Here is a 26,390-nt window from a genome sequence, read left to right on the forward strand (position 1 = left end):
CAGGAAAAACCCGAGCCCCCGCCCACCGGGCTCTTCCCTGCGCGGGCTGTCAGGCGCGTTTGCGCTGGGCCCAACCCCAACTCAAGCCCAGCAAGGCCGCCAGGCCGGAAGCGCACAGCACGCTCAGTTTGGCGGCGGACAGCAGGCTGGCATCGTTGAACGCCAGCGAGGCGATGAAGATCGACATGGTAAAGCCGATACCCGCCAGCAAACCGACCAGCACCACGCCAGACCACGTCACACCCTGTGGCAATTGACACAACCGCGACTTGACCAGCAACCCGCAAGCCAGGATGACGCCGACCGGCTTGCCCACCACCAAGGCCAGGATCACTGCGATGAAGACGTGCTGCGACATCCCTTCGTCGAGGTTCGCGCCGGCCAGGTTCACCCCGGCGTTGGCCAGTGCGAACAACGGCATGATGCCGAACGCCACCCAGGGGTGCAGCGCGGTCTGGATACGTTGCACGGGCGAGAGCATTTCGCGCTGCGCCTGGCGTATCTGTTTGAGGGGTTGATGCACCGCCTGCGGGTCGTGGCCCTTTGCAGAAAACTTGTCGACCAGTTCGTGGAAGTTGCGCTGCAGGCTTTCCAGCGGTCGCTCACGCATCGGCATCGAGCGCACCGGGCTCATCAGACCGAGCAGCACGCCGGCCAGCGTGGGGTGTACGCCGGTCTTGAGCAGGCCGTACCAGACGATCGCGCCTGGCAGGATGTACAGCGCCGTCTTGCTGATCCCCATGCGCTGGAACAACAGCACCATCAGCACCCCGCCCAGGGCAATTACCACTCCGCTCAAATCGAGGCTGGCGGTATAGAACAGCGCAATGATCAGGATGGCGACGATGTCATCGATAATCGCCAGGGCCAGCAGCAGAATGCGCACGCCGCCGGGAATGGACTTGCCCAGCAACGCCAGTACGCCCACCGCAAAAGCGATGTCCGTTGCGGTCGGCACGGCCCAGCCATGGCTGGCCTCGGTGCTGTGGTTGATCGCCAGGTAAATGAGGGCCGGTACCACCACGCCCCCCAAGGCCGCGCCCAGCGGCAAGATGGCCATTTTGAAGCTGGCCAAGGCACCGTCGTGGATTTCCTGGCGTATCTCGGCGCCCACCACCAGAAAGAAAATCGTCATCAGGCCGTCGTTCACTAAAAAGTGCAGCGACCTGGACACACTCCACTCGCCAAAGCCCAACGTTATCTGGGTATGCCAAAGGTGTTCATAGCTGGCGGCATAAGGGCTGTTGGCCCAGGTAAGGGCGACCAGGGCCGCCACCAGCAGCGCGATGCCGCTGACCGCTTCGATATGGGAAAACCGCTCCAGCGCGGACAGGGCACGCTCGGCTAAGACTTGCGGACGGGGAATGGCAGACGAGAGCGGTTTTTTTCCAGGCACTGGCTGACTCCGATGGCGGCCCGACCAACGCTTGAATTTAACCTGCAATGCGCGACACGCGACACAGCACCCGCGGCGATGATATGAAGCCGAGGCAGCGGATGCAAACCCTATGCGGCGTCTTTAATCCCCTCTGGCGTCTGCGCCGCTTCATCAGCCACGGATCACAGATGGTAAGGTTGGGCAGCGACGGCCATTGATGGCGGCTCTTTCCCTTACTTTTCATCTCCGAGGTTCCATGCAGATCGAGTTACAGGAGATTCGCGACCACCTTCACCGTTTCCCGCCTTTCGATGCGCTGCCGCTCGAATCGCTCGAGGCTATCGCCCGGCGCATTGAGGTCAGTTACTTCAAGGCGGGTTCCGACATTCTGGAAGCGGGCGCGGTTGTCCAGCATCTGCATTATGTGCGCAGCGGCGCCGTGGAAATTTACCGACGCAACGGCGAGCTCTATAACCGCCTGGTCGAGGGCGATATCTTCGGCCAGGCCGGTTTGTTGCGCAGCAATAAGGTGCGCTTTCCGGCCAAGGCGCTGGAAGACAGCCTGATCTACTTTATCCCCGCCGAGCTGTTCGCCGAGTTGTGCGCCCAACACGACACCTTTGCCGACTTCGTCGAAGCCGAAGGGCATTCCCGGCTTAAGAGCGCAGTGGAGTCCCAGGGTCGGGCGAGCGAGCTGATCCAGCTGAAAAGTCGTGCGCTGATCTCGCGCTCGCTGGTGTGGGTGAGCGCCGACACGTCCGTGCACGAAGCCGCCAAGGTGATGACCGAACAGAGCGTTTCATGTGTGGTCGTCATGGCGCCCGGCGACGGGTCGCATGCCAAGATGGTCGGCCTTGTGACCGACCGCGACCTGCGCACCCGCGTGGTCGCAGCGGCGCGCAGCGACACCGCCACCGCGATCAGCGAGATCATGACCGTCGACCCTGCGGCGATACAGGCTGACGACTCGGTGTTCGAAGCTATGCTGGTGATGCTGCGCCGCAATATCCATCACCTGCCGGTGGTACACAAGGGCCGTACCCTGGGCTTGATCAACTTGTCGGACATCATCCGCTACGAGTCCCAGAGCAGCCTGTACCTGGTCAATCGCATCTCCAACCAAACCTCGGTCGAAGGCCTGCGCGTGCTGTTGCGTGATTTGCGCGGCACGTATATCCGCATGGTGCGCGATGGCGCCACCGCGCACATGATCGGCAGTGCCATTTCCGGTATTGGCCGAGCGTTCACCCAGCGCCTGCTGGAGCTTGCCGAAAAGAAACTGGGCCCGCCGCCGGTGCCCTACTGCTTCATGGTGCTGGGCTCGATGGCACGCGATGAGCAGTTGCTGGTCACCGACCAGGACAACGCCCTGGTACTCGACGACAGCTTCGACCCCGCGTTGCACGACGGGTATTTTCGCAGCCTCGCCGCCTTTGTCAGCGACGGCCTCGCCGCGTGCGGCTACAGCTATTGCAAGGGCGCAATCATGGCGACCAACGATCAGTGGCGCCAGCCGCTGCACGTGTGGCGCGCCTACTTTGAACAGTGGATAGAAAAACCCAACCCCGCAACGCTGCTCAACAGCTGCATTTTTTTCGATCTCGATGGCGTGTATGGCCAGCTTGAACTGGTGCAGACGCTCAAAACCCTGTGTGCGCAAAAATCCAGCCGCCACCCGGCCTTCCTGCATGCCATGGCGCGCATCGCCCTGAACCGCACGCCGCCCTTGGGATTTTTCCGTACGTTCGTGGTGGAAACGGATGGGCGACAAAAACGCATCATCAACCTCAAGGGTCGCGGCACCGCGCCGCTCACCGACCTGATTCGCATCCATGCCCTGGCCTGTGCCAGCACCGCGCAGAACTCGTTTGACCGGCTTGAGGCGATCAGCGGCACCCAACTGATGCAACCCGAGGCGGTCGAGCATCTCCGTTACGCCCTGGAGTTTCTGTCCATGGTGCGCATCCGCCACCAGGCTGAAGCCATGGAGCAAGGCGAAACGCCCGACAACTACATCGAGCCGGAGCGTTTTTCCACCAGCGAGCGGCATAACCTCAAGGAGGCCTTCCAAGTGTTGAACAATGCGCAGAACTTCCTGCGGTTCCGCTACCCGGCAAAAGGACGGCCAAACCCGTGAAACACTCTTCAAAACCTGAGCCTTGCGCACCGCTGGATTGGGCGGCCCGGTTTCAGGTTCTGGCGCAGGAAGCACGCCACCCGAGCCTGCAAAAGTTCTATCGCGCCGGGACGGTTGCACCGCAGACGCCGATCGAGCAGGTGCAGTTAATGGCCATGGACGTGGAAACCACCGGGCTCAACCCCGGCGCCCACAGTATCGTCAGCATCGGCCTGATCCCGTTTACGCTCAAGCGCATACGCTGTGGCCAGGCGCTTTACTGGGTGATCAAACCGCCGTCGGAGTTGAACGAGCACTCGGTGACGTTCCATCACATTACTCATTCGGACATATTGCATGCGCCGCCCTTGTCCGAGGTGCTGGACGCGTTGCTTGAGGCCATGGCCGGCAATGTGATGGTGGTGCATTACCGGAATATCGAACGCGGTTTTCTGGACCAGGCACTGCGCCGCCAATTAGGCGAAGGCCTGCAATTTCCGGTCATTGACACCATGCAGCTGGAAGCGCGCATGCACCGGGGCAACCGAAGCTGGCTTGGCCGGCTGCTGCGCCGTGCGCAACCCTCGATCAGGCTCGCCGATAGCCGCGAACGCTATCACCTGCCGAGCTACCACGCCCACCACGCGCTCACGGATGCGCTGGCCGCGGCGGAATTGTTCCAGGCGCAGATCGCTCATCACTACGTGCCGGGCACGCCGATCCAGGAATTATGGGATTGATGCACCGAGGCCCAAAAAAAAGGGTGCGCCCTGGGCGTAATGCCGATCAGTTAAAAGCTGGCGCGGACAGCGAGTAACCTGTGGCGAGGGAGCTTGCTCCCTGGCCACAGTTGAGCGCGTGTTATTGACTGACGGGCATTGGCGCCCTGGGGCGCGGCTTTTTTACATTCAGGAGCGTGGCTCCGACATCAGCCCCTTGACCAGGGAAATGCACCCCAGCATGAGCACGATGGCGAACGGCAAGCCGGTGGAAACCGCCATGGCCTGCAGCGCGACCAGTCCGCCGCCAAGCAACAGGGCAATGGCAATCACGCCTTCGATGACCGCCCAGAACACTCGCTGCGGTACCGGCGCGTCGACCTTGCCGCCGGCCGTGATGGTGTCAATCACCAACGACCCCGAATCCGAAGAGGTAATGAAGAACACGATGACCAGGATAATCCCCAGGAACGAGGTGATTTCCTTGAGCGGCAAATGTCCCAGCATGGCGAACAACTTGAGCTCCAGCACGGCATCCTTGACGCCCATGAATCCTTGCAGCGTGGTCTGGTCGATGGCGGTGCCACCGAAGGTGGTCATCCACAACACCGAAACCAGCGACGGCACCAGCAGCACCGAGATCAGGAATTCGCGCACGGTGCGGCCACGGCTCACACGGGCGATGAACATGCCGACAAACGGTGACCAACTGATCCACCAGGCCCAGTAGAACGCAGTCCAGCCTTGGGTGAACTGCGCGTCGGTGCGGCCGAAGGGGTTGGACAGCGCGGGCAAGTACTCGACGTAGGTCACCAGGTTCTTAAAGAACCCGGTGAAGATAGCCAGGGTGGGGCCCACGACAATGATAAACAGCAACAGCAGCAAGGCCAGCCCCATGTTGATCTGGGACAGCATCTTGACGCCCTTGTCGAGGCCGGACAGCACCGACCACAGGGCGATCAGCGTGATGACGACAATCAGCACCACCTTGCTCAGGTTCGTCGACTGAATGCCGAACAGGTATTCGATACCCGCAGCCGCCTGTTCCGCGCCGATCCCCAAGGAGGTCGCAAGGCCGAACAAGGTGGCGAACACCGCTAGGATATCGATGATATGTCCCGGCCAGCCCCACACACGTTCACCCAGCAACGGATAGAAAATCGAGCGTATCGACAGCGGCAGACCTTTGTTATACGAAAACAGCGCCAGGGACAGCGCGACGATCGCATAGATCGCCCACGGGTGCAGGCCCCAGTGGAATATGGTCGCGGCCATCGCCAGGTCGGCGGACGTTTTCATATCCCCGGCGGCACCGCCCAGCGGCGCCCAATCGGTGCGCACGCCATTGGGATCAAGGGTCACACCACCCATGGACGCCGCATAGTGCGACATGGGTTCAGCGACCCCGTAGAACATCAAGCCAATGCCCATGCCGGCGGCAAACAGCATTGAAAACCAGCCCACATAGGAATGGTCCGGCGTGGCATCACGGCCGCCGAGGCGAACCTTGCCCAGCGGTGAAACGATCAGCACAAGGCACAGCACCACGAAAACGTTGGCCACACTCATGAAGAACCAGGCCAGGTGGCCGGTCAGCCAATTGCGTATCGCGCTGAACAGGGGCTCGACTTCGTTCTGCAAGGCCAGCGTCAGAATGACGAACAGCACGATCGTCGCCGCCGAAATAATGAAGACCTTACCGTGGATATCCAGCGAAAAAGAAAACTCGCCTTTGATGTTGTCTTGTCCGATTACATAATCGGTATCAATCAGGTTGGCGGCCCCGCTTGGAGCAGGAATGCCTTCCTCGCCCGAGGGTTGAGGGGTGGCTGGTAAATCAGCCATAGGTTTTTCAGCCATACAGGCCTCCTTGGAAGTGACGTGCGTTCGCGCGCACTGTTATCTGCTCCGCTGTTCCTATGGTTAACGAGAGACGTTAGGCGCACATCCTACAAGTTTGATGGCATATATGTGCGAAAACACTGCCCCGCGCGCAGTTCAAGCCAGGCCGGACTCCACCAACAACGCTTCGAGCCCCATCAAATCCGGCACCTTCGCCACCTGCTCCCCTACCTGCACCGCCGCCAGTTCCAACGGGCACAGCGGCACGTCCACATAGCTCAATTCGCTATCGAGCTTGTACGAACGCGGGATGCCTTGAATCACCAGTGCAATGAATTTCAACGTGGGCCTGCCACCCAACGCATTCAACACCACGATCCGCGAGCGTTCGCCGGTCACGCTGGCTTCACCGCACACGGCTTCAAAGCTGATCAAGGGGATTTGCCGATCGCGCCAGGTCACCTGGCGCAGATACCACGGCGGTGCATCGCTGGCCGGTTCGCCGCGCTGGAAGTCGATCAGCTCGGCGATGGCGACGTTGGGCAGCACCAGGTGGCGGTCGGCCAGGGGCAGTAGCAGGCCGGTGAGTTGGCTGGCGCGGTGGTCAAGCATGGGACTTGCTCCAGTAGGCGATGCTTTCCAGCAGCACCGACTCCTGGTACGGCTTGCCGAGGTAGTCGTTGACGCCGATGGCCATGGCGCGGTCGCGATGTTTCTGGCCGGTGCGCGAGGTGATCATGATGATCGGCAGGCGCATCAGGCGGGGGTCGTTGCGCACCTGGATGGCCACCTCGAAGCCGTCCATGCGCGGCATTTCGATGTCGAGCAGCATCAGGTCCGGGGTGTGTTCTTCGAGCACGGCGATGGCGTCGATGCCGTCCTTGGCGGTGAGCACGTTCATGCCGTTGCGCTCCAGCAGGCGGCTGGTGACTTTGCGCACGGTGACTGAGTCGTCCACCACCAACACTAGCAGCGGGCGCTTTTTCAGCGGGTCGTTGAGGATCAGCGGCGCATCCACCGCCTGGGCCGGCATGGCCGGTTGGCGGGCGCGGATATGCGCGAGCAGGTCGATGATCAACACCACGCGGCCATCGCCCAGAATGGTCGCGCCGGACAAACCTTGCACTGCGGCGAACTGCGGGCCCAGACCCTTGACCACGATCTCCCGAGTTCCGGCCATGGCGTCCACATGCACCGCCACGCGCCGTTCATTGCAGTGCACCAGCAGCACCGGCACCGGCTGGTACTGGCCGAGCAGTTTCGGGCGGCTGACGGTGTGCAGCAGGTCGCCCAGGTAGAACAACTCGTAGCGCTGGCCGGCATATTCATAGTGCGGCGGATCTTGCTGGTAGTGCCCCGCCAGCTCGTGGGGCAGCACGCGCACCAAACCTTCGATGGTGTTGAGGGGAATCGCGTATTGGTCGTCTGCGCATTGCACCATCAGCGCCCGATTGACCGACACGGTAAACGGCAAGCGAATGCGAAAATGCACGCCCGCCCCCGGCGTCGAATCGATCACCATCGAACCGCCGAGCTGGCGCACTTCTTCATGCACCACGTCCATGCCGACGCCGCGCCCGGAAATCTGCGTGATTTTTTCCGCGGTGGAGAAGCCAGGCTGCAGGATGAATTGCAGCACGTCGCGATCACTGATCTCTTGATCAGGGCCAAGCAGGCCGCGCTTTATCGCCTTGCGCCGCACGGCTTCAAGGGGCACGCCGGCACCGTCGTCGCGCATGTCGAAGACGATATCGCCGCCTTCGTGGGTCAGGTCCAGGGTGATACGGCCCTTCTCCGGCTTGCCCGCCTGCAACCGTATCTCGCGGGATTCCAGGCCGTGGTCCACAGCGTTGCGCAGCATATGTTCCAATGGCGCCGCCATGCGTTCGAGTACGTTGCGGTCCATCTCGCCTTCGGCATTGCCGACGATGAACTCCACGTCCTTGCCCAGCTCCTGCGCCACTTGGCGCACGATACGCTTGAGGCGCGGCAGCATGCGTTCGAAAGGCACCATGCGCGTGCGCATCAGGCCCTCCTGCAACTCGGTGTTGATGCGCGCTTGTTGCTGCAACAGGTCGTGGGCATCCTGGTTGCGGCGCTCGAGGGTGTCCTTGAGATCGAGCAGGTCGGAGGCGGATTCGGACAGCGCGCGGGACAATTGCTGCAGCTGCGAATGACGGTCCATTTCCAGCGGGTCGAATTCTTCATAGCCCAGACGCTCGGCCTCGGCCTGCTGGCGACTGAGCAGGCGGCTTTGGGTTTCGCTGTCGAGTCGGCGCAATTGGTCGCGCATGCGCTCGATAGTCGTTTGCACCTCATTCAATGCGATGCGCGCATCGTTGACTTGCTGCTCGATACGGCCACGGAAGATCGAGGTTTCGCCCGCCAGGTTGACCAGGTCGTCGAGCAGGTCGGCAGAAATTTTCACCATGTCGGCAGCAGGATCGATCACCGCCTCACCCTTGCCTGCCGGCAACGCCACCGGCATGACTGGCTCATCACTGGGGTGCACCAGGCTCTTGATGCGTTCGATCAGTTTGTCCACCGAGCCGACGGGCAATCCATCCGCTACGGCGTCGATCATCTGCGCCAGGCGGTCATGGCAACCTTGCAGCAGCGCAAACAGCTCAGGGGTCGGCGCGAGCAAGCCGGCGGACAAGCCTTCGTAGAGAAATTCGAGCTCATGGGCCAAATCGCCAATCGGCCCGATCTCGACCATGCGTGCGCCGCCCTTGAGGGTATGCAGGTCACGCAGCAGGGTTTCGACTTCCTGGCGATTGCCCGGCTCGGCCTGCCAGCGCACCAGCGCGCTGCCTGAGCTGTCGAGGATATCGGCGGCTTCTTCGAGGAAGATATCCAGCAGCTCAGGGTCGGCACCCGAGGCCGGCTCCGCCGCAACCGGAGTTGTTGGTGTGCTGCTCTGGCGCAGCTCCCGCAGTTTGGCGACCAGCTCGGCGCCATCGCTCAAGGGCTGCCGGTGTTGCAGCTCTTCGAGTTGCAAGGCCAACCGTTCGTGGCTGGCCATCAATACCAGGGACAGCTCGGTAGAGTAACTGTAGCGGCGGTCCACCAGGCCCTCATACAGGCACTCCAGCTCATGGGCCAGGTCGCTCACCGGGTCGATTTCGGCCATGCGCGCACCGCCCTTGAGGGTGTGCAGGTCGCGTTGCAACGAGGACAACGGCGTCGCATTGTCGGGCTCCAGCAGCCAGCGCTTGAGGGACTGCCCGGCGCTGTCGAGGATATCCACGGCTTCTTCGAGAAAGATATCGACAATCTCGTCGTCCATCGCCGTCTGCTGGCCCAGCTGCGCAGTGGCGGCGCCCAGCTCGGAAATACTCAGCGCACGGCTGCCGTCGCTTTTGACCAGGCCGGTAGCCGAAGGGTCCAGCGCGTCATCCAGTAGCTCGCGCAGGGCTTGCACCCGCGCCGGCGCCGGGCTGATTTCCTGGCCGGCGGCCAACTGGTCGAGCATGTTGATCAAGGCTTCATGGGCCTGCTCGGCTTCCAGGAAAAACCGCTCGCTGACCGCCAGGCTGCTTTCTTCTACGGCGCCATACAGGTCGAGCAAGGCTTCGCACAGCGCATCGATGGGGTGCAGGTCGGCGATGTGCGCGCCCTCCCCCAAGGTCGTCAGTTCATCCAGCAGTGCGGTGAGCTCCTGGCGCTCGCCGGGGTGTTGCTGCCAGCGACGCAGCAGGCTTTCGGCATCGAGCAGGATGTCCATGCCCTGGGCCAGGAAATTGGTGATCAGTTGCGGGTCGCGCTTGATACGCAGGCCTGTGCCTGGGCCGTCGAGCAGTGCTGCAAGCTGCTGGTCCAGCAGGCTTTGGGTACGGCTGATCAGATCTGCCGCCCCTTTGATCGGTGCCAGGGGATCGCTGCCCAGGTCGCGCAACCCGCGCTGAAAAAGCCCTTGGGCCTCAAGCAGCAGCTCCACTTCATCCAGGTCCAGCGGCAGGCGGTGGGCCTTGTATTCGCGGGTCAGGTGATCGAGCGGCCGCGCCAGTTCGGCGATGGGTAGCACGCCGGCCATGTAAGCACTGCCCTTGAGGGTGTGCAGGGCGCGTTGCAGTTCATCACTGACCTGCAGCGGCACATGCTCTGCAGCCTGTTGCAGGAAGTGGTCAAGGCTGTCCAGGTGGCTCTGGGCTTCGTTGCGGAAGATCTCCAGCAGCATCGGGTCATGGGGTTCGGCAGTCGACACGGGTGCGCTGCTGGCCAAGGCGTGTGCACGGGCGGCCAGGGCGTCGACTTCGTCGCGCTGACGCTGGGCATCGGTAGCAAAATCGGCGATCAATTCCGGCAGCAGGGCCACCGTTTCATCCAGCACCTGCTGCACCTCGGGGCCGAGGGTGACGCTGCGTTCCAGTACACGATTGAGCAGGTTTTCCACAGCCCAGGCCAACTCGGCCAGCACCAGGGCGCGCACCATGCGGCCGCTGCCTTTGAGGGTGTGGAAGGCCCGGCGCATTTCACCCTGGGCGAATTTGTCCGTGGTGTTGGGCAGGTTGCGATGCAGCACTTCAAGGACTTCTTCGGTTTCCTCAAGGAAGACTTCGCGCAACTCATCGTCAATCGGCGCTTCATCAGCCGGCGGCGGTAACAGGCTGCCCGGACGCCGCAAGGCTGGAGGATTGAGGCGGGAAGTCGGGCTGGCCAACGCATCGAATTGGGACTGGCTCGGTGCGGTCTCGGTGGACAATGCGCCGTCGGGCGCGGCCAGGGCCTGGCGCCAGGGTTTTTCGGTTGGCAGGTAACCCAGTGCGCTCAAGCCCTGAGTCGCCAGTTCCAGCACTTTTTCGCCGGCCGCGTCAGGATCTTGGAGCATGCGTTCGAGGTAATACTCCAGGCTGCTGATCACCTCGGCGAAATGCGCCAGTTGCGCCTCGCAAGGCGCAGCGTCACTGACCATCAACTGCTCATCGACGTAGTCGGTGCAACCGCGCATCAGGCTCGCCGCCCGCGGCAGGGGAATCATCGCCAGGGCGCCGCGCACTTGGCTCAAGAGCTCCGGCAGGGATTCCAGGCGCTGGCGGTCCCAGTGGGCCTCGATGCAGTCGATCACCAGCTCCTTGGCCTGCTTCAAGCACTGGCAGGACTCACGAATCACCAATTGATGAATCTGAGTCAGGTCGGTGGTGGGCAGGCGATTCTCTTCGCGGCTTTCCGGCTCGACGGTGCCGATCATCCCGGCCAACGTCGCTTCGACGTAGAGCAAGGCACCGGCCACATCCATCAACACCGCATCACTGGGTTCACGCTGGCCCTGGACCAGGCTCAACACCACGGCGAGTTGGTCAATGATCACTTTGCGCGGCTGGCCAAACCCCAGTACGGCAAGGGTATCGGCGATCTGCCGCAGCGGCGCCAGCAGCGCGTCGAGGTCGTTGGTGTGTTGGCGGTCACTGCGTACGAACAGGTCGAGGCGCTCCTTGACCCGCACCAGTTCCTCGCACAAGGCGCCAAGCACCGAGCCCATGGCATTGCGATCCGGCCCGGCCAGCCGCGCGCGCTCGGCATCCACCACGGCACTGTCGGGCAAGGCTTCGTCCAGGCCATAGCGTTCTTTCAGGCTTTGCATGCGCGGCGTCGGACGGGTGACTTTGGCGACGTAGAACAACAGGCTCTTGAGCAATTCATCCGGCGCCGGCTGGTTGATACCGCCGATGCACTGGGCCAGCAGGCGCTTGAGTTGTTTGTCACTGGCCTTGAGCAGGCTGCGCAGCGCCGGGCTGTTGGCGATCACGCCAGTGAGCATGCCTTCGACCAGCGCCGAGGCGACCTGCCACAACGGCAACAACGGCGCGCCCTGGCACAGCGCTTCAAGGCGCGCGAACACCCGCGCCATGTCTTCCAGGTTGCTCGGGCCGTGGTCTTCGCGCAGCAACCCGGCGAGGGCTTGTTGCAGCAGTTGGTGCCACTGGCGCAATTGTTCATGCAAATCCGGTGTCGCACGCAGGGCCAGTGCTTCATCAGGCAGCGGCGTGATCGACAGCAGTTGCGGGCTGAACAGGCTGGTTTCCGACAACAGGCTTTCACCCCGGGCGCTGCGCAGGTCGTTGAGCAACGGCAGCACCACCAGTGGCAAGTCGCGGCGGGCGCTGTGTACGCGGTCGAGGTACAGCGGCAATTGGCCGAGGGCTTGTTGCAGCAGGCGGATGCTTTCATCGCGCTGGCCGACACGACCGGCCTGGAGGGCCAGGGCCAGCGCCTCGATCTCTTCGGCCAGCAACGCCGCGCCATAGAACTCGACCATTTGCAGCGCGCCATGTACCTGGTGAACACCGGCCAGGCACTCGTCGATGGCGTCGCCGGTTTCAACGTACAGATCCAGCGCCGAACGGGCCTGCTTCAGGGTTTCGGCAATGTCGCCCTTGACCCATTCGAGGGCCACATAGTCGTGCCGATCAACCATAACTGCTCCGCTTTGAATTCGTGGGTTGCTGGTGTTCTTGAAACCAGTGGAGATCAAATGTGGGAGGGGGCTTGCCCCCGATAGCGGTGTATCAGCCAGCAGGTGTATTTACTGACCCGCCGCAATCGGGGGCAAGCCCCCTCCCATATATGGAGCGCATTTCAATCATCAGTCTGCTTGGGCGGTGGGAGCGTGAACCCCGACACCGACCTGCGCAACTGACTGGCCATCTTCGCCAGGTTACCAATGCTTTCGGCGGTGGCGGTGGAACCCGACGACGTCTGGGTGGTGATCTGCTGGATCACGTTCATGGTCAGGGAAATCTGCCCCGCCGACGAGGTCTGCTGCTGCGCCGCATTGGAGATACTCTGGATCAGCGCCGCCAGGGTTTTCGACACGCCTTCGATCTCTTCCAGCGCCACCCCCGCGTCCTGGGCAAGACGGGCGCCACGCACCACTTCGGTGGTGGTCTGCTCCATGGAAATCACCGCTTCGTTGGTGTCGGCCTGGATCGCCCGCACCAGGGTCTCGATCTGCCGCGTGGCCGCCGACGAGCGCTCGGCCAACCGTTGCACTTCATCGGCCACCACAGCAAAACCGCGTCCGGCGTCCCCGGCCATGCTCGCCTGGATCGCCGCGTTAAGGGCGAGGATATTGGTCTGGTCGGCGATGTCGTCGATCAGGCTGACGATGTCACCGATTTCCTGGGAGGACTCGCCCAGGCGCTTGATGCGCTTGGCGGTGTCCTGGATCTGTTCGCGAATGTTGTCCATGCCGTGGATGGTGTTGTGCACCACCTCGTTGCCTTTGTTGGCGATCTCCACTGAACGCTCTGCCACCGCCGAGGATTCGGCGGCGTTGGCCGATACCTGGTCGATGGACTGGGCCATCTGCTCAATCGCCGTCGAAGCCTCGGCAATCTGCTGGGCCTGATGCTCCGACGCCTGGGCCAGGTGCATGGCGGTGGCCTGGGTGTCCTGCACCGCCCCGGCGACTTGCCCGGCGGTGAGGTTGATGGTGGCAACCAGGTCGCGCAGCTGGTCTACGGAGTAGTTGATGGAGTCAGCGATGGTGCCGGTGAAATCTTCGGTGACCGAGGCCGTGACGGTGAGGTCGCCGTCGGCCAGGTCTTCGATTTCATCCAGCAGGCGCATGATCGCGTTCTGGTTGCGCTCGTTCTTCTCGGCGGTTTCATGCAATTGGCGGTTGGTCTCGCGCACCATGACCAGGCCGATCAGGATGATCGAGGCCAGCGCCAGCAGGCCCAGTACGTAACCACCGATGGTGTCGAAACTGCGCCCACTGGCAAGGTTTTCAAAACCGGTGGCCAGGTGCGAGGCTTCATCGAGCAGGGTTTGCGACAGATTGAAAATATGGCTCGCCGATGCCCGCACCTGGAACAGTTGCGGCGAAGTCTCGAGAATTTCATCCACGGAGCCGGAGACGAACTCGAACAGCTCGGCGATTTCCGTCAGTCGCGCACGGGCGTCCTGGTCTTCGACCTGGGTGATGCGCAGCCCCGGGTTGCCGTTGAGCATACCGTTGAGCACCACGCCGAAACGGTTGGCATCGCGGCCAAAGGCATCGGCGGCCTGCACCGCGGTTTCGTCCCCTGCGAGCACAGTGTTGACCGCCCCCAGGATACGTTCGGCCAGCAGTGATTGGCGCTGGGCCAAAGCCACCTGACTGGCCGGGGCGCCGCGTTGCAGGAGGATATCGACGACTTTTTCCGACTCCATCTGCAATTGCGGGACGGTTTCGGCCAGGGTCGCGGCCACTTGATGCAGGGACAGTACGGTCTGCTCGCTGGCAAGGATCGCGTCGGTGTTTTTCAGCAACGCCTCCCAATCGGTCTGCACCGCACGCATTTCGGCGCGTACCGCACTGGGCGCAGCCGGCAAGCCGGTTTGCGGGTCGCCTTTTTTCAGATAGCCCCAGCGCTGGGCAAAATCATTGCGCGCATCGCCCAGCAGTTTGAACGCGGCGGCCTTGCCGGCGGCCGCTTCGGTAGCGTTCTTGGCGATGCGCTGGGACAGCACGCGCAGCTCACCGGCGTGGCCGATGTACTGTTTATCGTAGGTGGACTGGGTGTTGAGGTACGCGAAGTTGGCGAACAACAGCATGATGAACACGATCAAGGCGATAAACAGCACGATGATCTGTGAACGGCTGCGCGAAGCGGCTTGGGGTTTGGGCGAGGTAGCGGTGCTCATGCGGCGACATCCATGAAGCCTGGGGCCTGGGCCAGGGCGAAGGGACTGATGACTTGCCACTGCGTGCCGCCGTCGAAGTGGCCCTGGATAAACGGCGCGCCGGAGGCGGTGCTGGCCATCCAGGCATCCAATGGGAAATGCTGCATACCCGCCACCTCGTCTACCAGCAGCCCGACAAACAGGTCGTTGAACTCCACCACCAATACGCGCCGTTGCTTGCGCGCCTTGGACAACTCAAGACCAAGGAAACCACCCAGGTCCATTACCGGCAACAAGCGCCCGCGCAGGTTGGCCACGCCCTTGACCCAGGGCTTTACCCCGGGTATCAGGGTGCAACGCGGCTCATGCAACACTTCGGCGACTTCGCCCATGGGCGCCACGTACCCGTTTGCCCCTACACGGAAAGCAATCCCGCTCCAGCGTTGCAGGCGGGTTTCCTGGGACGGCAGGTCGGCGGCCAGCAGGCGGCAGCGGCGGTCGATGTCCAGCAGCAGTTCGAAGGCGGTTTGCGACTCGGTCATGATCGCGAGCCTTAGCCGGCCAGTACCTTGTTCAGGGTGGCGATCAGGGTTTCTTCGTCCACCGGTTTGGTCAGGTAGTCCTTGGCGCCCTGGCGTGCGCCCCAGATCTTGTCGGTTTCCTGATCCTTGGTGGTGATGATGATGATCGGGATGCCGTTGGTTTCCGGCTCCTTGGACAATTGGCGCGTGGCCTGGAAGCCGTTGAGACCCGGCATCACGATGTCCATCAGCACCGCGTCGGGTTTTTCCTGGCGGGCCAGGGCCACGCCGTCCGCGCCGTTTTCGGCTTTCAGGACCTGGTGGCCGTGCTTTTCCAGCATGCCGGTAAGTTTGTACATTTCGGTCGGCGAATCGTCGACGATCAGAACACGTGCCATGGTTTTCCCCACTACATTGGTCGGCGCCGGCCCTTGTGGGGTGGCGTCAGTGTGCTTGTTCTACTGCGGCGAAGGCAGGCACATAGGCCTTTATCACGCCCAGCAGTTCTTCCTTGCTGAAAGGCTTGGTCAAAAACTGATCGACACCCACGATGCGCCCCTTGGCCTTGTCGAACAGGCCATCCTTGGAGGACAGCATGATTACCGGGATCGCCTTGAACGCCGGGTTGTTCTTCACCAGGGCGCAGGTCTGGTAGCCATCCAGGCGCGGCATCATGATGTCGACAAAGATAATGTGCGGGTGATGATCCACAATCCGCGCCAGGGCATCGAAACCGTCGATGGCCGTGATGACCTCGCACCCCATGTTCTTCAACAGGGTCTCGGCGGTGCGGCGGATCGTTTTCGAATCGTCGATCACCATCACCCTCAAGGCGTTGGAATGCTGTTCCATATCTGCTCTACCATCGCCACAGCGAATCGGTTTTCGGTGTGTACTGCCTGATGTTGCACAGGATGAACGCCGCAAGCCTTGGAATTCAAGGGCTGCTGCGCCGTGGCAGTCTTTTTAGCACAGTCTCGGGGAGCAATCTATCGAGGCACCCGCCCAGTGGTTTTTCCTTGACCCACAACAGCCGCAGCGCCACTCTGACGCCACTTTTATGCGCCCTAATTTGCTAGAGGAAATCCCCATGAGCGTTCGCGTCGGCATTGTCATGGACCCTATCGCCAGCATCTCCTATAAAAAGGACAGTTCGCTGGCCATGCTCCTGGCCGCCCAGGCCCGCGGCTGGACGTTGTTCTATATGGAACAGCGCGATCTTTACCAGGGTGACGGCCAGGCCCGCGCGCGCATGCGGCCGTTGCAGGTGTTCGCCAACCCTGAGAAGTGGTTCGAGCTTTCAGACGAAATCGACAGCCCCCTGAGCGATCTGGACGTGATCCTGATGCGCAAGGACCCACCGTTCGACATGGAGTTCGTATATTCCACCTACCTGCTGGAGCAGGCCGAACGGGCCGGCGTGTTGATCGTCAACAAGCCGCAGAGCCTGCGCGACTGCAATGAAAAGCTGTTCGCCACCCTGTTCCCGCAGTGCACGCCACCGACCGTGGTCAGCCGCCGCGCCGATGTACTGCGTGAATTCGCCGCCAAGCATGGCGATGTGATTCTCAAACCACTGGACGGCATGGGCGGCACCTCGATCTTCCGCCACCGCGCCGGCGACCCGAACCTGTCGGTGATCCTCGAGACCCTGACAGTGCTGGGCACCCAGCAGATCATGGGCCAGGCCTACCTGCCGGCGATCAAGGACGGCGACAAGCGCATCCTGATGATCGACGGCGAGCCGGTGGATTACTGCCTGGCGCGTATCCCGGCAGCAGGCGAGACCCGTGGCAACCTGGCGGCCGGTGGTCGCGGTGAAGCGCGACCGTTGTCGGACAAGGACCGCTGGATCGCCGCCCAAGTCGGCCCGACCCTGCGGGAAAAAGGTCTGCTGTTTGTGGGACTCGACGTAATTGGTGAGCACCTGACTGAAATCAACGTCACCAGCCCTACCTGTATTCGCGAGATCGACAATGCATTTGGCACGAACATCGGCGAAATGCTGATGGCCGCCATTGAGCGCAAGCTACAAGCCAAGTGACATAGAACAGCCGGACACACACCAACATTGCGTTATCATGCGCCACCTGTGAAACGCGCGATGTTGGTTTTCTTGTCATGACACTCCCGTCCGATCTGCCCCCAGAACTCACCCACAGAGGCGTGCGCCCGGCTGATCGGCTCGGATTTACCTTGTTTCTCGCCGCATTGATTCACCTCGCCTTGCTGCTGGGCGTGGGCTTCACCATGGTCGAGCCCAAGCAGATCACCAAGACCCTGGAAATCACCCTCGCCACGTTCAAGAGCGAAAAGAAGCCCGAAAAAGCCGATTTTCTCGCCCAGGACAACCAGCAAGGCAGCGGCACCCTCGACAAGAAAGCGGTGCCCAAGACCACCGAAGTCGCGCCCTTCCACGACAACAAAGTCAATAAGGTCACCCCGCCGCCGGTCCCCAAACCCGAGGTCAAGCAGGCTGCGCCCAAGGCGGCCGTGACTACCGTCGCGCCCAAGCCGCAAAAAGCCCCGACCCAGCGCGAAAAGACCAAGACCGAACCCAAGCCCGAACCGGTGAAACCCGCGCCAACCTTCGACAGCTCGACGCTGTCCGACGAAATTTCCAGCCTGGAAGCCGAACTGGCCCATGAACAACAGCTGTACGCCAAGCGCCCGCGCATCTATCGCCTGAACGCCGCCTCGACCATGCGCGACAAAGGCGCCTGGTATAAGGACGAGTGGCGCAAGAAGGTCGAGCGCATCGGCAACCTCAACTACCCGGAAGAAGCCCGGCGCCAACAGATCTATGGCAATTTACGCTTGCTGGTGTCGATCAACCGTGACGGTTCGCTCTATGAAGTGCAGGTGCTGGAATCCTCCGGCCAACCGTTGCTGGACCAGGCCGCCCAGCGCATCGTGCGCCTGGCCGCGCCCTTTGCGCCGTTCAGCGGCGACTTGAACGACGTGGACCGCCTGGAAATCATCCGCACCTGGAAGTTTGCCAAGGGCGACCGACTATCCAGTAACTGACGCCGCTCCTGCACTTGTCAGTTCGCCCCTCCAACGCCACACTAGCGGACATGAAAAACGTCAGCCCGACCTACCTCAAGCACCAATTCCTGATCGCCATGCCCCATATGGCCGACCCGAACTTTGCGCAGACCTTGACCTATATCGTCGAGCACACGGCCAATGGTGCCATGGGGCTGGTGGTCAACCGCCCGCAGGAGCTGAACCTGGCCGATATCCTCGAGCAATTGCGCCCGGAGATCGATCCTCCGGCCCGTTGCCAGAGCGTGCCGATCTACATCGGCGGGCCGGTGCAGACTGACCGCGGCTTTGTGCTGCACCCCACCGGGCCGAAGTTCCAGGCCACGGTCGACCTTGAAGGCGTGTCACTGTCCACTTCCCAGGATGTGCTGTTCGCCATCGCCGACGGCGTTGGCCCAGAGCAAAGCGTGATCACCCTAGGCTACGCCGGTTGGGAAGCCGGGCAACTGGAGGCCGAACTGGCCAGCAATGCCTGGCTGACCTGCCCGTTCGACGCCGACATCCTGTTCAACACCGCCAGCGAACTGCGCCTGGAAGCGGCCGCCGCCAAGCTGCGGGTCAACCTCAACCTGTTGACCAGCCAGGCGGGACACGCCTGATGGCCTTGCGTCTGATCCTAGGTTTTGACTACGGCACCAAGCAGATCGGCGTAGCGGTCGGCCAGGTCATCACCGGCCAGGCTCGTGAACTGTGCACCCTCAAGGCCCAGAACGGCGTGCCGGACTGGAACCAGGTTGAAGCCCTTATTAAAGAGTGGAAGCCAGATGCGGTAGTGGTCGGCCTGCCCTTGAACATGGACGGCACCCCCAGCGACATGTGCCTGCGCGCCGAGAAGTTCGCCCGCCGCCTCAATGGCCGCTACAACCTGCCCTTCTATACCCACGACGAGCGCCTGACCACCTTTGAAGCCAAGGGTGAGCGTCGCGACCGTGGCGGCCAGAAGGGCAGCTACCGCGACAACCCCGTGGACGCCATCGCCGCCGCTTTGCTGTTGCAGGGGTGGCTGGATGAAAACACTGCTTTATTTGCATCCTGACCCGCCGCGATCCTGTGGGAGCGGGCTTGCCCGCGAAGAACGTTAACGATACCGCGTGAAGGCTGGATGAACGCGGTGCCCATGAGTTTTTCGCGAGCAAGCTCGCCCCTACACACTTAATAAGGAGCCCCCATGAGCCTGCCCAATCCCGCCGAACTGATCAGCCAGATGGCAATACGCCTCAAGGCGCACCTGAAACAACGCGCCATCAGCGAACCGCGCTTTATCGGTATCCGCACCGGTGGTGTGTGGGTGGCCCAGGCGTTGCTGGAAGAGCTGGGCAGCGACTCGCCCCTGGGCACCCTGGATGTGTCCTTCTACCGTGATGACTTCAGCCAGAATGGCCTGCACCCGCAAGTGCGTCCTTCGGCCCTGCCGTTCGAGATCGAAGGCCAGCACCTGGTATTGATCGACGACGTGCTGATGAGCGGTCGCACCATCCGCGCCGCCCTGAACGAGCTATTCGACTACGGCCGCCCGGCCAGCGTGACCCTGGTGTGCCTGCTGGACCTGGACGCCGGCGAGTTGCCGATCAGCCCGGACGTGGTCGGCGCGACCCTGTCACTTTCCGCCCAGCAACGGGTAAAATTGTCCGGTCCCACGCCGCTCGAACTCGAACTGCAAGACCTTGCCCTTTAAACCGCCTTGTACAGAGTCCCCGCGATGACGCCTCTAGATGCCAAGCGCCCGCTGCAGCTCAATGCTCAGGGCCAGTTGCAACATTTCTTGTCCCTCGACGGTTTGCCCCGCGAACTGCTCACCGAAATCCTCGATACCGCTGACTCGTTCCTCGAGGTCGGTGGCCGGGCGGTGAAGAAGGTACCGCTGCTGCGCGGCAAAACCATCTGCAACGTGTTCTTCGAGAACTCCACCCGCACCCGCACCACCTTTGAGCTGGCAGCCCAGCGGCTGTCGGCCGACGTGATCACGCTGAACGTGTCGACCTCGTCGGCGAGCAAGGGTGAGACCCTGCTCGACACCTTGCGCAACCTGGAAGCCATGGCCGCCGACATGTTCGTGGTACGCCATGGTGACTCCGGCGCCGCGCATTTCATTGCCGAGCACGTGTGCCCGAACGTCGCGATAATCAACGGCGGCGACGGCCGTCACGCCCACCCGACCCAGGGCATGCTCGACATGCTCACCATCCGTCGGCACAAGGGCAGCTTTGAAAACCTCTCGGTGGCCATCGTCGGCGACATCCTGCATTCGCGGGTGGCGCGCTCGAACATGCTGGCCCTGAAGGCCCTGGGTTGCCCGGATATCCGCGTGATCGCACCCAAGACCCTGTTGCCCATCGGTATCGAGCAATACGGCGTGACGGTCTACTCCGACATGACCACAGGCCTCAAGGATGTGGACGTGGTGATCATGCTGCGCCTGCAACGCGAGCGCATGGCCGGTGGCCTGTTGCCGAGCGAAGGCGAGTTCTACCGTCTGTTCGGCCTGACCACTGCACGCCTGGCGGGCGCCAAGCCGGACGCCATCGTGATGCACCCGGGGCCGATCAACCGCGGTGTGGAAATCGAGTCGGCGGTGGCCGACGGCGCGCAGTCGGTGATCTTGAACCAAGTGACCTACGGTATCGCCGTGCGCATGGCCGTGCTGTCCATGGCCATGAGCGGGCAAACCGCGCAACGTCAATTCGAGCAGGAGCAGGCCCAGTGAAGCTCAGCATTCTCGGTGCCCGAGTCATCGATCCAGCCAGTGGCCTGGATCAAGTTACCGATCTACATCTGGATGCCGGCAAGATCATCGCCATCGGCGCAGCGCCCGCTGGCTTCGGCGCCGTCGAGAGCATCGACGCCAAGGGCCTGGTGGCCGCGCCAGGGCTGGTGGACCTGAACGTCGCCCTGCGCGAGCCCGGCTACAGCCGCAAAGGCAATATCAACAGCGAAACCCAGGCCGCGGCGGCCGGTGGCGTGACCAGCCTGTGCTGCCCGCCCAATACCAAGCCGGTGCTGGATACTTCGGCGGTGACCGAACTGATCCTCGACCGCGCCCGCGAAGCCGGCAATTGCAAGGTGTTCCCTATCGGCGCCCTGAGCAAAGGCCTGGATGGTGAACAACTGGCCGAACTGATCGCCCTGCGCGACGCCGGATGCGTGGCTTTCGGCAATGGCCTGGACAATTTCCGCAGCACGCGCACCCTGTGCCGCGCTCTGGAATACGCGGCCACTTTCGACTTGACGGTGATATTCCACTCCCAAGACCGCGACCTGGCCGAAGGCGGCCTGGCCCATGAAGGCGCAGTCGCCAGCTTCCTCGGCTTGCCGGGCATTCCGGAGACCGCCGAAACCGTGGCCCTGGCCCGTGACCTGCTGCTGGTGGAGCAAAGCGGTGTGCGTGCGCATTTCAGCCAGCTGACCAGCGCCCGGGGCGCGGCCCTGATTGCCCAGGCCCAGGCCCGAGGTTTGCCGGTGACGGCAGATGTCGCCTTGTACCAGCTGATCCTGACGGATGAAGCGCTGATCGACTTTTCCAGCCTGTATCACGTGCAGCCGCCCTTGCGCACCAAGGCCGACCGCGACGGTTTGCGGGCGGCGGTGAAGTCGGGCGTGATATCGGCGATCTCCAGCCATCACCAGCCCCATGAGCGCGACGCCAAGCTGGCACCTTTTGGTGCGACCGAGCCGGGCATCAGCAGCGTGGAGTTGTTGCTGCCGCTGGCGATGACGTTGGTGGAGGACGGCTTGCTCGACCTGCCAACGCTGCTGGCACGCTTGAGCGCCGGCCCGGCTCAGGCCCTGCGCCTGCCGGCGGGCAAGCTTGAAGTCGGTTCGCCAGCGGACCTGGTGCTGTTTGACCTGGGCAGCTCGACGGTGGCCGGGGAGCACTGGTTGTCGAAGGGCGAAAACTGCCCGTTCATCGGCCACAGCCTACCGGCGACGGTGCGGTACACCTTCATGGATGGGCGTATCAGCTACCAGGCTTAAAACAAATATCAAGTAAGCACAGTAAATGTGGGAGGGGGCTTGCTCCCGATAGCGGTGGGTCAGCTAAAGATAAGCTGACTGACCCACCGCTATCGGGAGCAAGCCCCCTCCCACATTTTGTTCTCTATGGGCCGAGAGATCAGCGGCCGTTATTGCGCTCAGCATTACGAATCGAAATCTGCGTATTCAACGTCCAGAAGTCATATAGCACCCCCAGCAGGAACAAACCGCCGGTCAGCAGGTAGATCAGGCCGGTGATCCATTTGCCTTGGTACATACGGTGCACACCGAATACGCCCAGGAACGCCAACAGAATCCACGCGACGTTGTATTCGATCGGCCCGGCGGTAAAACGCAGGTCGGCTTCACGGTCCATGGCCGGGATCAGGAACAAGTCGATCAGCCAGCCAATGCCCAGCAGGCCGAAGGTGAAAAACCAGATCGTACCGGTCACGGGTTTGCCGTAATAAAAGCGATGCGCCCCGGTAAAACCGAAAATCCACAGTAGGTAACCGATCACCTTGCTGTGGGTATCTTGCTGCTGACCAACCTGTTGATAGGTGTTCATGAAGGACCTCTTTTGCTTCGATAGATAAATTTTTTCATTTTCTTTGTGACTTTTTTACGAGCGCCCGACGTACGGCAAATGGTATCTTCCTGCCCTCAAAGCCTTATGCCACCTGACTTGTGTAGGACAATTGCGGCAATTCGTCGCGTTTTTCCTGAATTTGACCCCAAGGTTCAGTCGACAAACGGCCTGAGAACGACACAAAAAGCTGTTATAAAGTTGCGCGCAAACCCATAAGAGCCACGCCTAATGCGACCATTTTTCAAGACATGGCTGACCATCTGCCTATTAATGCCACTGGCCGCCCACGCCACCAATCGTGAGCAACGACTTCCGAACGTCAATGGTTTCACCCCTAAAGTCCACAGCACAACCAGTACGGCCAAATCGGCAAAGCTGACCGTCAACCGCCCAACTCAACTGAGCAAGGCCCACGGTAAAGCAACTCCCGGCCTGATGGCGGTGAACACCAAGCAAAGCAGCAACGTGCTCAGCCGCGCCGTCAACGTGCTCGGTACTCCTTATCGTTGGGGCGGCAGCAGCCCAAGTAAAGGGTTCGACTGCAGCGGCTTGGTGAAATATGCCTTTAACGATGTAAAAGCGGTGGATTTGCCACGCACTTCCAACGCCATGGCGGCCGGTCACGGCTTGAAGGTTGATCGCAAAGACCTGAAGCCGGGCGATCTGTTGTTCTTCAAGTTGAAGAGCCGCCAGGTCAACCACGTTGCCATCTACCTGGGCAACGACCGCTTTATCCACGCGCCACGCCGTGGCAAGTCGGTAAGCATCGACACGCTGAAAAAGCCGTTCTGGGACAAGAACTACGTGATTGCCAAGCGGGTGCTGCCGAAAGAGCAGAACAGCAACCTGCGGATCGTGCAGCGCTGATCTTCAGCTGAAATACAGTAAACAATGTGGGAGGGGGCAAGCCCCCTCCCCACATGTGGTTTCATTGTTTGAAAAATTTCATATGTCTGCAGGCACCCTCGCCTTCTCTCGCGCATCGTCTCGACTGATCACGCCTCGCGCAACCAACGCCTTCAAACTCATATCCAGCGTCTTCATTCCCAACGCCCCACCGGTCTGAATCGCCGAAACCAACTGCGCCACCTTGTCTTCGCGGATCAGGTTCCGGATCGCTGGCGTGCCCAGCATGATTTCATGGGCAGCCACGCGCCCGTCGCCGACCTTCTTCACCAGCACCTGGGACACCACCGCCTGCAACGACTCCGACAGCATTGAGCGGACCATGGCCTTTTCCCCGGCCGGGAAGACGTCTATCAGCCTGTCCACGGTCTTTGCTGCCGATGAAGTGTGCAGGGTGCCAAATACCAGGTGCCCGGTCTCAGCGGCCGTCAGCGCCAGGCGAATGGTTTCCAGGTCGCGTAGCTCACCCACCAGTATCACATCCGGGTCTTCCCGCAGGGCTGAGCGCAGGGCGACCGAAAAGCTGTGGGTATCGCGGTGCACTTGGCGCTGGGTGATCAGGGATTTTTTCGGCCTGTGGATAAATTCAATAGGATCTTCCAGGGTGAGGATATGCTGGCGTCGATGCTGGTTAAGGTGGTCGATCATCGCGGCCAAGGTGGTGGACTTACCCGAGCCGGTGGGCCCAGTGACCAGTACCAGACCGCGTGGAAGCTGGGCGATACGCTGGAAAACCTCGCCCAGCCCCAGGTCTTCCAGGCTCTGGACCTCGGTCGGGATAGTGCGAAATACCGCACCCACGCCGCGATCCTGGCGGAACACGTTTGCCCGGAAACGCGCCACGCCAGGCAACTCGAAGGCAAAATCCGTTTCAAGAGATGTTTCGAAATCCTTTTGTTGGTGTTTATTCAGTAAAGGGCACACCAGGTCGACCATTTGCGATGCCTCAAGCCTCGGCCAATCCATGGGCCAGACCTCGCCATCGATGCGCAGCATCGGCGCCAGGCCGGCCGACAGATGCAGGTCGGAGGCGCCTCGGCTTACGCTGGCCGCCAGCAATTGCGTGATATCCATAGGGCTTTCCATTTCCAGTAGAATGCCGCGGACTCCATATCCACGGGTGCAACTTGAATGTCGACGATAGCAGACAACATCGGCCTGGTTAGCCAGCGCATTCGCGCCGCAGCCGAGGCCGCGCAACGTGACGCAAGCAGCATCCACCTGCTGGCCGTGAGCAAGACCAAACCTGCTCAGGCGGTGCGCGAAGCCTATGCCGCCGGTATGCACGACTTTGGCGAGAATTACCTGCAGGAAGCCTTGGGCAAACAGGCCGAATTGACCGATCTACCCTTGAGTTGGCACTTCATCGGCCCCATTCAATCGAACAAGACTCGCGCCATCGCCGAGAACTTCGCCTGGGTGCATTCCGTGGACCGCCTGAAAATCGCACAACGCCTGTCCGAACAACGCCCGGCCGACCTGCCGCCGCTGAATATCTGCATCCAGGTCAATGTCAGCGGCGAAGCCAGCAAGTCCGGCTGCACGCCTGCCGACCTGCCGGCCCTGGCCAATGCCATCAGTGCGTTACCGCGCCTGAAGCTGCGTGGCCTGATGGCGATCCCCGAGCCAACTGAAGACAGGGCCGCACAGGATGCAGCGTTCGCCAGGGTGCGCGACCTGCAAGCCAGCCTGGACCTGGCGCTCGACACACTTTCCATGGGCATGAGCCATGACCTTGAGTCGGCCATCGCCCAAGGCGCCACCTGGGTGCGCATCGGTACCGCCCTGTTTGGCGCCCGCGACTACGGCCAGGCGTGAAATGGCTGACTTCCCTCGAAAATAAGGACCTGTCATGAGCAACACGCGTATTGCCTTTATCGGCGCCGGTAACATGGCGGCCAGCCTGATCGGCGGCCTGCGGGCCAAGGGCCTGGACGCCGAGCAGATCCGCGCCAGCGACCCGGGCGCCGAAACCCGCGAGCGCGTCAGCGCCGAACACGGTATCGAAACGTTCGCCGACAACGCCGAGGCCATCCATGGCGTCGACGTGATCGTACTGGCGGTAAAGCCCCAGGCCATGAAGGCCGTGTGCGAGAGCCTGCGCCCGAGCCTGCAACCCCATCAGCTGGTAGTTTCCATTGCCGCCGGTATCACCTGCGCCAGCATGAACAGCTGGCTCGGTGCCCAGCCCATCGTGCGCTGCATGCCTAACACCCCGGCGCTGCTGCGCCAAGGCGTCAGCGGCTTGTATGCCACCCACGAAGTCACAGCGCAGCAACGTGACCAGGCCGAGGAGTTGCTGTCTGCCGTGGGCATCGCCGTATGGCTGGAGCAGGAACAACAGCTGGATGCGGTCACCGCTGTTTCCGGCAGCGGCCCGGCCTACTTCTTCCTGTTGATCGAGGCCATGACCGCAGCCGGCGTCAAGCTGGGCCTGCCCCATGATGTCGCCGAGCAACTGGCCGAACAAACAGCCCTGGGCGCAGCGAAAATGGCCGTCGGCAGCGATGTGGATGCCGCCGAGCTGCGCCGTCGTGTAACGTCCCCGGGCGGCACTACGCAAGCCGCCATCGAATCGTTTCAAGCCGGGGGCTTTGAGGCTCTGGTGGAAACAGCACTGGGTGCCGCGGCACATCGTTCAGCCGAGATGGCTGAGCAACTGGGCAAATAGTCGTCCCTTACCAAGGTA

General features: G+C 61.9%; 22 protein-coding genes. 12 read left to right on the forward strand and 10 right to left on the reverse strand.

Features of this window, described 5'->3' with window-relative positions; all coding sequences use genetic code 11:
* Positions 1-49: 49 nt before the first annotated feature.
* A complete protein-coding gene (gene nhaA, locus BLU48_RS26305; protein WP_057022847.1) occupies positions 50-1,396 on the reverse strand; it encodes a Na+/H+ antiporter NhaA in 1,347 nt (448 codons plus the stop codon).
* A 238-nt stretch (positions 1,397-1,634) separates the two neighbouring features.
* Here nhaA and BLU48_RS26310 point away from each other — a divergent pair, with 238 nt between their 5' ends.
* Together BLU48_RS26310 and BLU48_RS26315 are read left to right on the forward strand one after the other, a co-directional pair.
* Positions 1,635-3,515 (forward strand): DUF294 nucleotidyltransferase-like domain-containing protein, encoded by a 1,881-nt coding sequence (locus BLU48_RS26310; RefSeq protein WP_057022846.1) that lies wholly within the window; start codon positions 1,635-1,637, stop codon positions 3,513-3,515.
* The gene (locus BLU48_RS26315) at positions 3,512-4,234 is read left to right on the forward strand and encodes a 3'-5' exonuclease (RefSeq protein ID WP_057022845.1); all 723 of its coding nucleotides are present in this window, start codon (positions 3,512-3,514) and stop codon (positions 4,232-4,234) included. Before BLU48_RS26310 ends, BLU48_RS26315 begins: the two co-directional genes overlap by 4 nt.
* Positions 4,235-4,402: 168 nt before the next feature.
* Here the strand turns inward: BLU48_RS26315 and BLU48_RS26320 are convergent, their stop codons facing one another.
* The 7 genes from BLU48_RS26320 to pilG all read right to left on the reverse strand — a co-directional run bounded on the left by BLU48_RS26320 (position 4,403) and on the right by pilG (position 16,038).
* On the reverse strand, positions 4,403-6,073 hold the full coding sequence (locus BLU48_RS26320) for a BCCT family transporter (RefSeq protein WP_370881222.1): 1,671 nt from the start codon (positions 6,071-6,073) through the stop codon (positions 4,403-4,405).
* Positions 6,074-6,211: 138 nt separating this feature from the next.
* Positions 6,212-6,667 (reverse strand): chemotaxis protein CheW, encoded by a 456-nt coding sequence (locus BLU48_RS26325; protein WP_005792246.1) that lies wholly within the window; start codon positions 6,665-6,667, stop codon positions 6,212-6,214.
* Complete coding sequence (locus BLU48_RS26330; RefSeq protein ID WP_057022844.1) at positions 6,660-12,473, reverse strand: Hpt domain-containing protein; 5,814 nt, start codon at positions 12,471-12,473, stop codon at positions 6,660-6,662. The genes BLU48_RS26325 and BLU48_RS26330 overlap by 8 nt, the downstream gene beginning before the upstream one ends.
* A 161-nt stretch (positions 12,474-12,634) precedes the next feature.
* Positions 12,635-14,686, reverse strand: a complete 2,052-nt coding sequence (locus BLU48_RS26335) for a methyl-accepting chemotaxis protein (protein ID WP_057022843.1) — start codon at positions 14,684-14,686, stop codon at positions 12,635-12,637.
* Complete coding sequence (locus BLU48_RS26340; protein WP_057022842.1) at positions 14,683-15,207, reverse strand: chemotaxis protein CheW; 525 nt, start codon at positions 15,205-15,207, stop codon at positions 14,683-14,685. Before BLU48_RS26340 ends, BLU48_RS26335 begins: the two co-directional genes overlap by 4 nt.
* A gap of 11 nt (positions 15,208-15,218) precedes the next feature.
* Entirely contained in the window at positions 15,219-15,584 is a 366-nt protein-coding gene (pilH, locus tag BLU48_RS26345) for a twitching motility response regulator PilH (RefSeq protein WP_014720320.1), read from the reverse strand.
* Positions 15,585-15,630: 46 nt separating this feature from the next.
* Positions 15,631-16,038 carry a twitching motility response regulator PilG gene (gene pilG / locus BLU48_RS26350; RefSeq protein ID WP_046069925.1) on the reverse strand — a complete coding sequence of 136 codons (408 nt, stop codon included), beginning with the start codon at positions 16,036-16,038 and terminating at the stop codon, positions 15,631-15,633.
* 238 nt (positions 16,039-16,276) lie between these two features.
* On the opposite strand from pilG, the gene gshB reads away from it, so the two are divergent.
* The 7 genes from gshB (at position 16,277) to BLU48_RS26385 (ending at position 22,206) form a co-directional block, all read left to right on the forward strand.
* Positions 16,277-17,230 (forward strand): glutathione synthase, encoded by a 954-nt coding sequence (gene gshB, locus BLU48_RS26355; RefSeq protein ID WP_046069926.1) that lies wholly within the window; start codon positions 16,277-16,279, stop codon positions 17,228-17,230.
* Positions 17,231-17,307: 77 nt separating this feature from the next.
* Positions 17,308-18,213: an energy transducer TonB gene (locus BLU48_RS26360; RefSeq protein ID WP_057022841.1), complete on the forward strand. Its 906-nt coding sequence runs from the start codon at positions 17,308-17,310 to the stop codon at positions 18,211-18,213.
* 50 nt (positions 18,214-18,263) lie between these two features.
* Positions 18,264-18,833, forward strand: a complete 570-nt coding sequence (locus tag BLU48_RS26365; protein WP_057022840.1) for a YqgE/AlgH family protein — start codon at positions 18,264-18,266, stop codon at positions 18,831-18,833.
* Positions 18,833-19,270, forward strand: coding sequence for a Holliday junction resolvase RuvX (ruvX, locus tag BLU48_RS26370; protein WP_057022839.1), 438 nt, complete (start codon positions 18,833-18,835; stop codon positions 19,268-19,270). Before BLU48_RS26365 ends, ruvX begins: the two co-directional genes overlap by 1 nt.
* Positions 19,271-19,402: 132 nt before the next feature.
* Positions 19,403-19,909, forward strand: a complete 507-nt coding sequence (pyrR, locus tag BLU48_RS26375; protein ID WP_057022838.1) for a bifunctional pyr operon transcriptional regulator/uracil phosphoribosyltransferase PyrR — start codon at positions 19,403-19,405, stop codon at positions 19,907-19,909.
* 24 nt (positions 19,910-19,933) lie between these two features.
* A complete protein-coding gene (locus BLU48_RS26380; protein ID WP_057022837.1) occupies positions 19,934-20,938 on the forward strand; it encodes an aspartate carbamoyltransferase catalytic subunit in 1,005 nt (334 codons plus the stop codon).
* Positions 20,935-22,206: a dihydroorotase gene (locus BLU48_RS26385; protein ID WP_057022836.1), complete on the forward strand. Its 1,272-nt coding sequence runs from the start codon at positions 20,935-20,937 to the stop codon at positions 22,204-22,206. Before BLU48_RS26380 ends, BLU48_RS26385 begins: the two co-directional genes overlap by 4 nt.
* A gap of 139 nt (positions 22,207-22,345) precedes the next feature.
* Here the strand turns inward: BLU48_RS26385 and BLU48_RS26390 are convergent, their stop codons facing one another.
* The gene (locus tag BLU48_RS26390; RefSeq protein WP_046069932.1) at positions 22,346-22,774 is read right to left on the reverse strand and encodes a TM2 domain-containing protein; all 429 of its coding nucleotides are present in this window, start codon (positions 22,772-22,774) and stop codon (positions 22,346-22,348) included.
* Positions 22,775-23,023: 249 nt separating this feature from the next.
* On the opposite strand from BLU48_RS26390, the gene BLU48_RS26395 reads away from it, so the two are divergent.
* Positions 23,024-23,662: a C40 family peptidase gene (locus tag BLU48_RS26395; protein ID WP_046069933.1), complete on the forward strand. Its 639-nt coding sequence runs from the start codon at positions 23,024-23,026 to the stop codon at positions 23,660-23,662.
* A 78-nt stretch (positions 23,663-23,740) separates the two neighbouring features.
* On the opposite strand, the gene BLU48_RS26400 is transcribed toward BLU48_RS26395, so the two are convergent.
* Positions 23,741-24,775, reverse strand: coding sequence for a type IV pilus twitching motility protein PilT (locus tag BLU48_RS26400; protein WP_057022835.1), 1,035 nt, complete (start codon positions 24,773-24,775; stop codon positions 23,741-23,743).
* 57 nt (positions 24,776-24,832) lie between these two features.
* Between BLU48_RS26400 and BLU48_RS26405 the strand changes: the two genes are divergently transcribed.
* Together BLU48_RS26405 and proC are read left to right on the forward strand one after the other, a co-directional pair.
* The gene (locus tag BLU48_RS26405) at positions 24,833-25,519 is read left to right on the forward strand and encodes a YggS family pyridoxal phosphate-dependent enzyme (RefSeq protein ID WP_043046293.1); all 687 of its coding nucleotides are present in this window, start codon (positions 24,833-24,835) and stop codon (positions 25,517-25,519) included.
* A 34-nt stretch (positions 25,520-25,553) separates the two neighbouring features.
* On the forward strand, positions 25,554-26,372 hold the full coding sequence (gene proC, locus BLU48_RS26410) for a pyrroline-5-carboxylate reductase (protein ID WP_057022834.1): 819 nt from the start codon (positions 25,554-25,556) through the stop codon (positions 26,370-26,372).
* Positions 26,373-26,390: the final 18 nt, after the last annotated feature.

The organism is Pseudomonas synxantha (assembly GCF_900105675.1).
GTDB lineage: Bacteria > Pseudomonadota > Gammaproteobacteria > Pseudomonadales > Pseudomonadaceae > Aquipseudomonas > Aquipseudomonas synxantha.

Coding starts and splice junctions, on each gene's coding strand:
- BLU48_RS26310 (WP_057022846.1), top strand. CDS start 1,635: ATGCAGATCGAGTTACAGGAGATTCGCGACCACCTTCACCGTTTCCCG.
- BLU48_RS26320 (WP_370881222.1), bottom strand. CDS start 6,073: ATGGCTGAAAAACCTATGGCTGATTTACCAGCCACCCCTCAACCCTCG.
- BLU48_RS26325 (WP_005792246.1), bottom strand. CDS start 6,667: ATGCTTGACCACCGCGCCAGCCAACTCACCGGCCTGCTACTGCCCCTG.
- BLU48_RS26330 (WP_057022844.1), bottom strand. CDS start 12,473: ATGGTTGATCGGCACGACTATGTGGCCCTCGAATGGGTCAAGGGCGAC.
- BLU48_RS26335 (WP_057022843.1), bottom strand. CDS start 14,686: ATGAGCACCGCTACCTCGCCCAAACCCCAAGCCGCTTCGCGCAGCCGT.
- BLU48_RS26340 (WP_057022842.1), bottom strand. CDS start 15,207: ATGACCGAGTCGCAAACCGCCTTCGAACTGCTGCTGGACATCGACCGC.
- pilH (WP_014720320.1), bottom strand. CDS start 15,584: ATGGCACGTGTTCTGATCGTCGACGATTCGCCGACCGAAATGTACAAA.
- pilG (WP_046069925.1), bottom strand. CDS start 16,038: ATGGAACAGCATTCCAACGCCTTGAGGGTGATGGTGATCGACGATTCG.
- gshB (WP_046069926.1), top strand. CDS start 16,277: ATGAGCGTTCGCGTCGGCATTGTCATGGACCCTATCGCCAGCATCTCC.
- BLU48_RS26360 (WP_057022841.1), top strand. CDS start 17,308: ATGACACTCCCGTCCGATCTGCCCCCAGAACTCACCCACAGAGGCGTG.
- BLU48_RS26365 (WP_057022840.1), top strand. CDS start 18,264: ATGAAAAACGTCAGCCCGACCTACCTCAAGCACCAATTCCTGATCGCC.
- ruvX (WP_057022839.1), top strand. CDS start 18,833: ATGGCCTTGCGTCTGATCCTAGGTTTTGACTACGGCACCAAGCAGATC.
- pyrR (WP_057022838.1), top strand. CDS start 19,403: ATGAGCCTGCCCAATCCCGCCGAACTGATCAGCCAGATGGCAATACGC.
- BLU48_RS26380 (WP_057022837.1), top strand. CDS start 19,934: ATGACGCCTCTAGATGCCAAGCGCCCGCTGCAGCTCAATGCTCAGGGC.
- BLU48_RS26390 (WP_046069932.1), bottom strand. CDS start 22,774: ATGAACACCTATCAACAGGTTGGTCAGCAGCAAGATACCCACAGCAAG.
- BLU48_RS26395 (WP_046069933.1), top strand. CDS start 23,024: ATGCGACCATTTTTCAAGACATGGCTGACCATCTGCCTATTAATGCCA.
- BLU48_RS26400 (WP_057022835.1), bottom strand. CDS start 24,775: ATGGATATCACGCAATTGCTGGCGGCCAGCGTAAGCCGAGGCGCCTCC.
- BLU48_RS26405 (WP_043046293.1), top strand. CDS start 24,833: ATGTCGACGATAGCAGACAACATCGGCCTGGTTAGCCAGCGCATTCGC.
- proC (WP_057022834.1), top strand. CDS start 25,554: ATGAGCAACACGCGTATTGCCTTTATCGGCGCCGGTAACATGGCGGCC.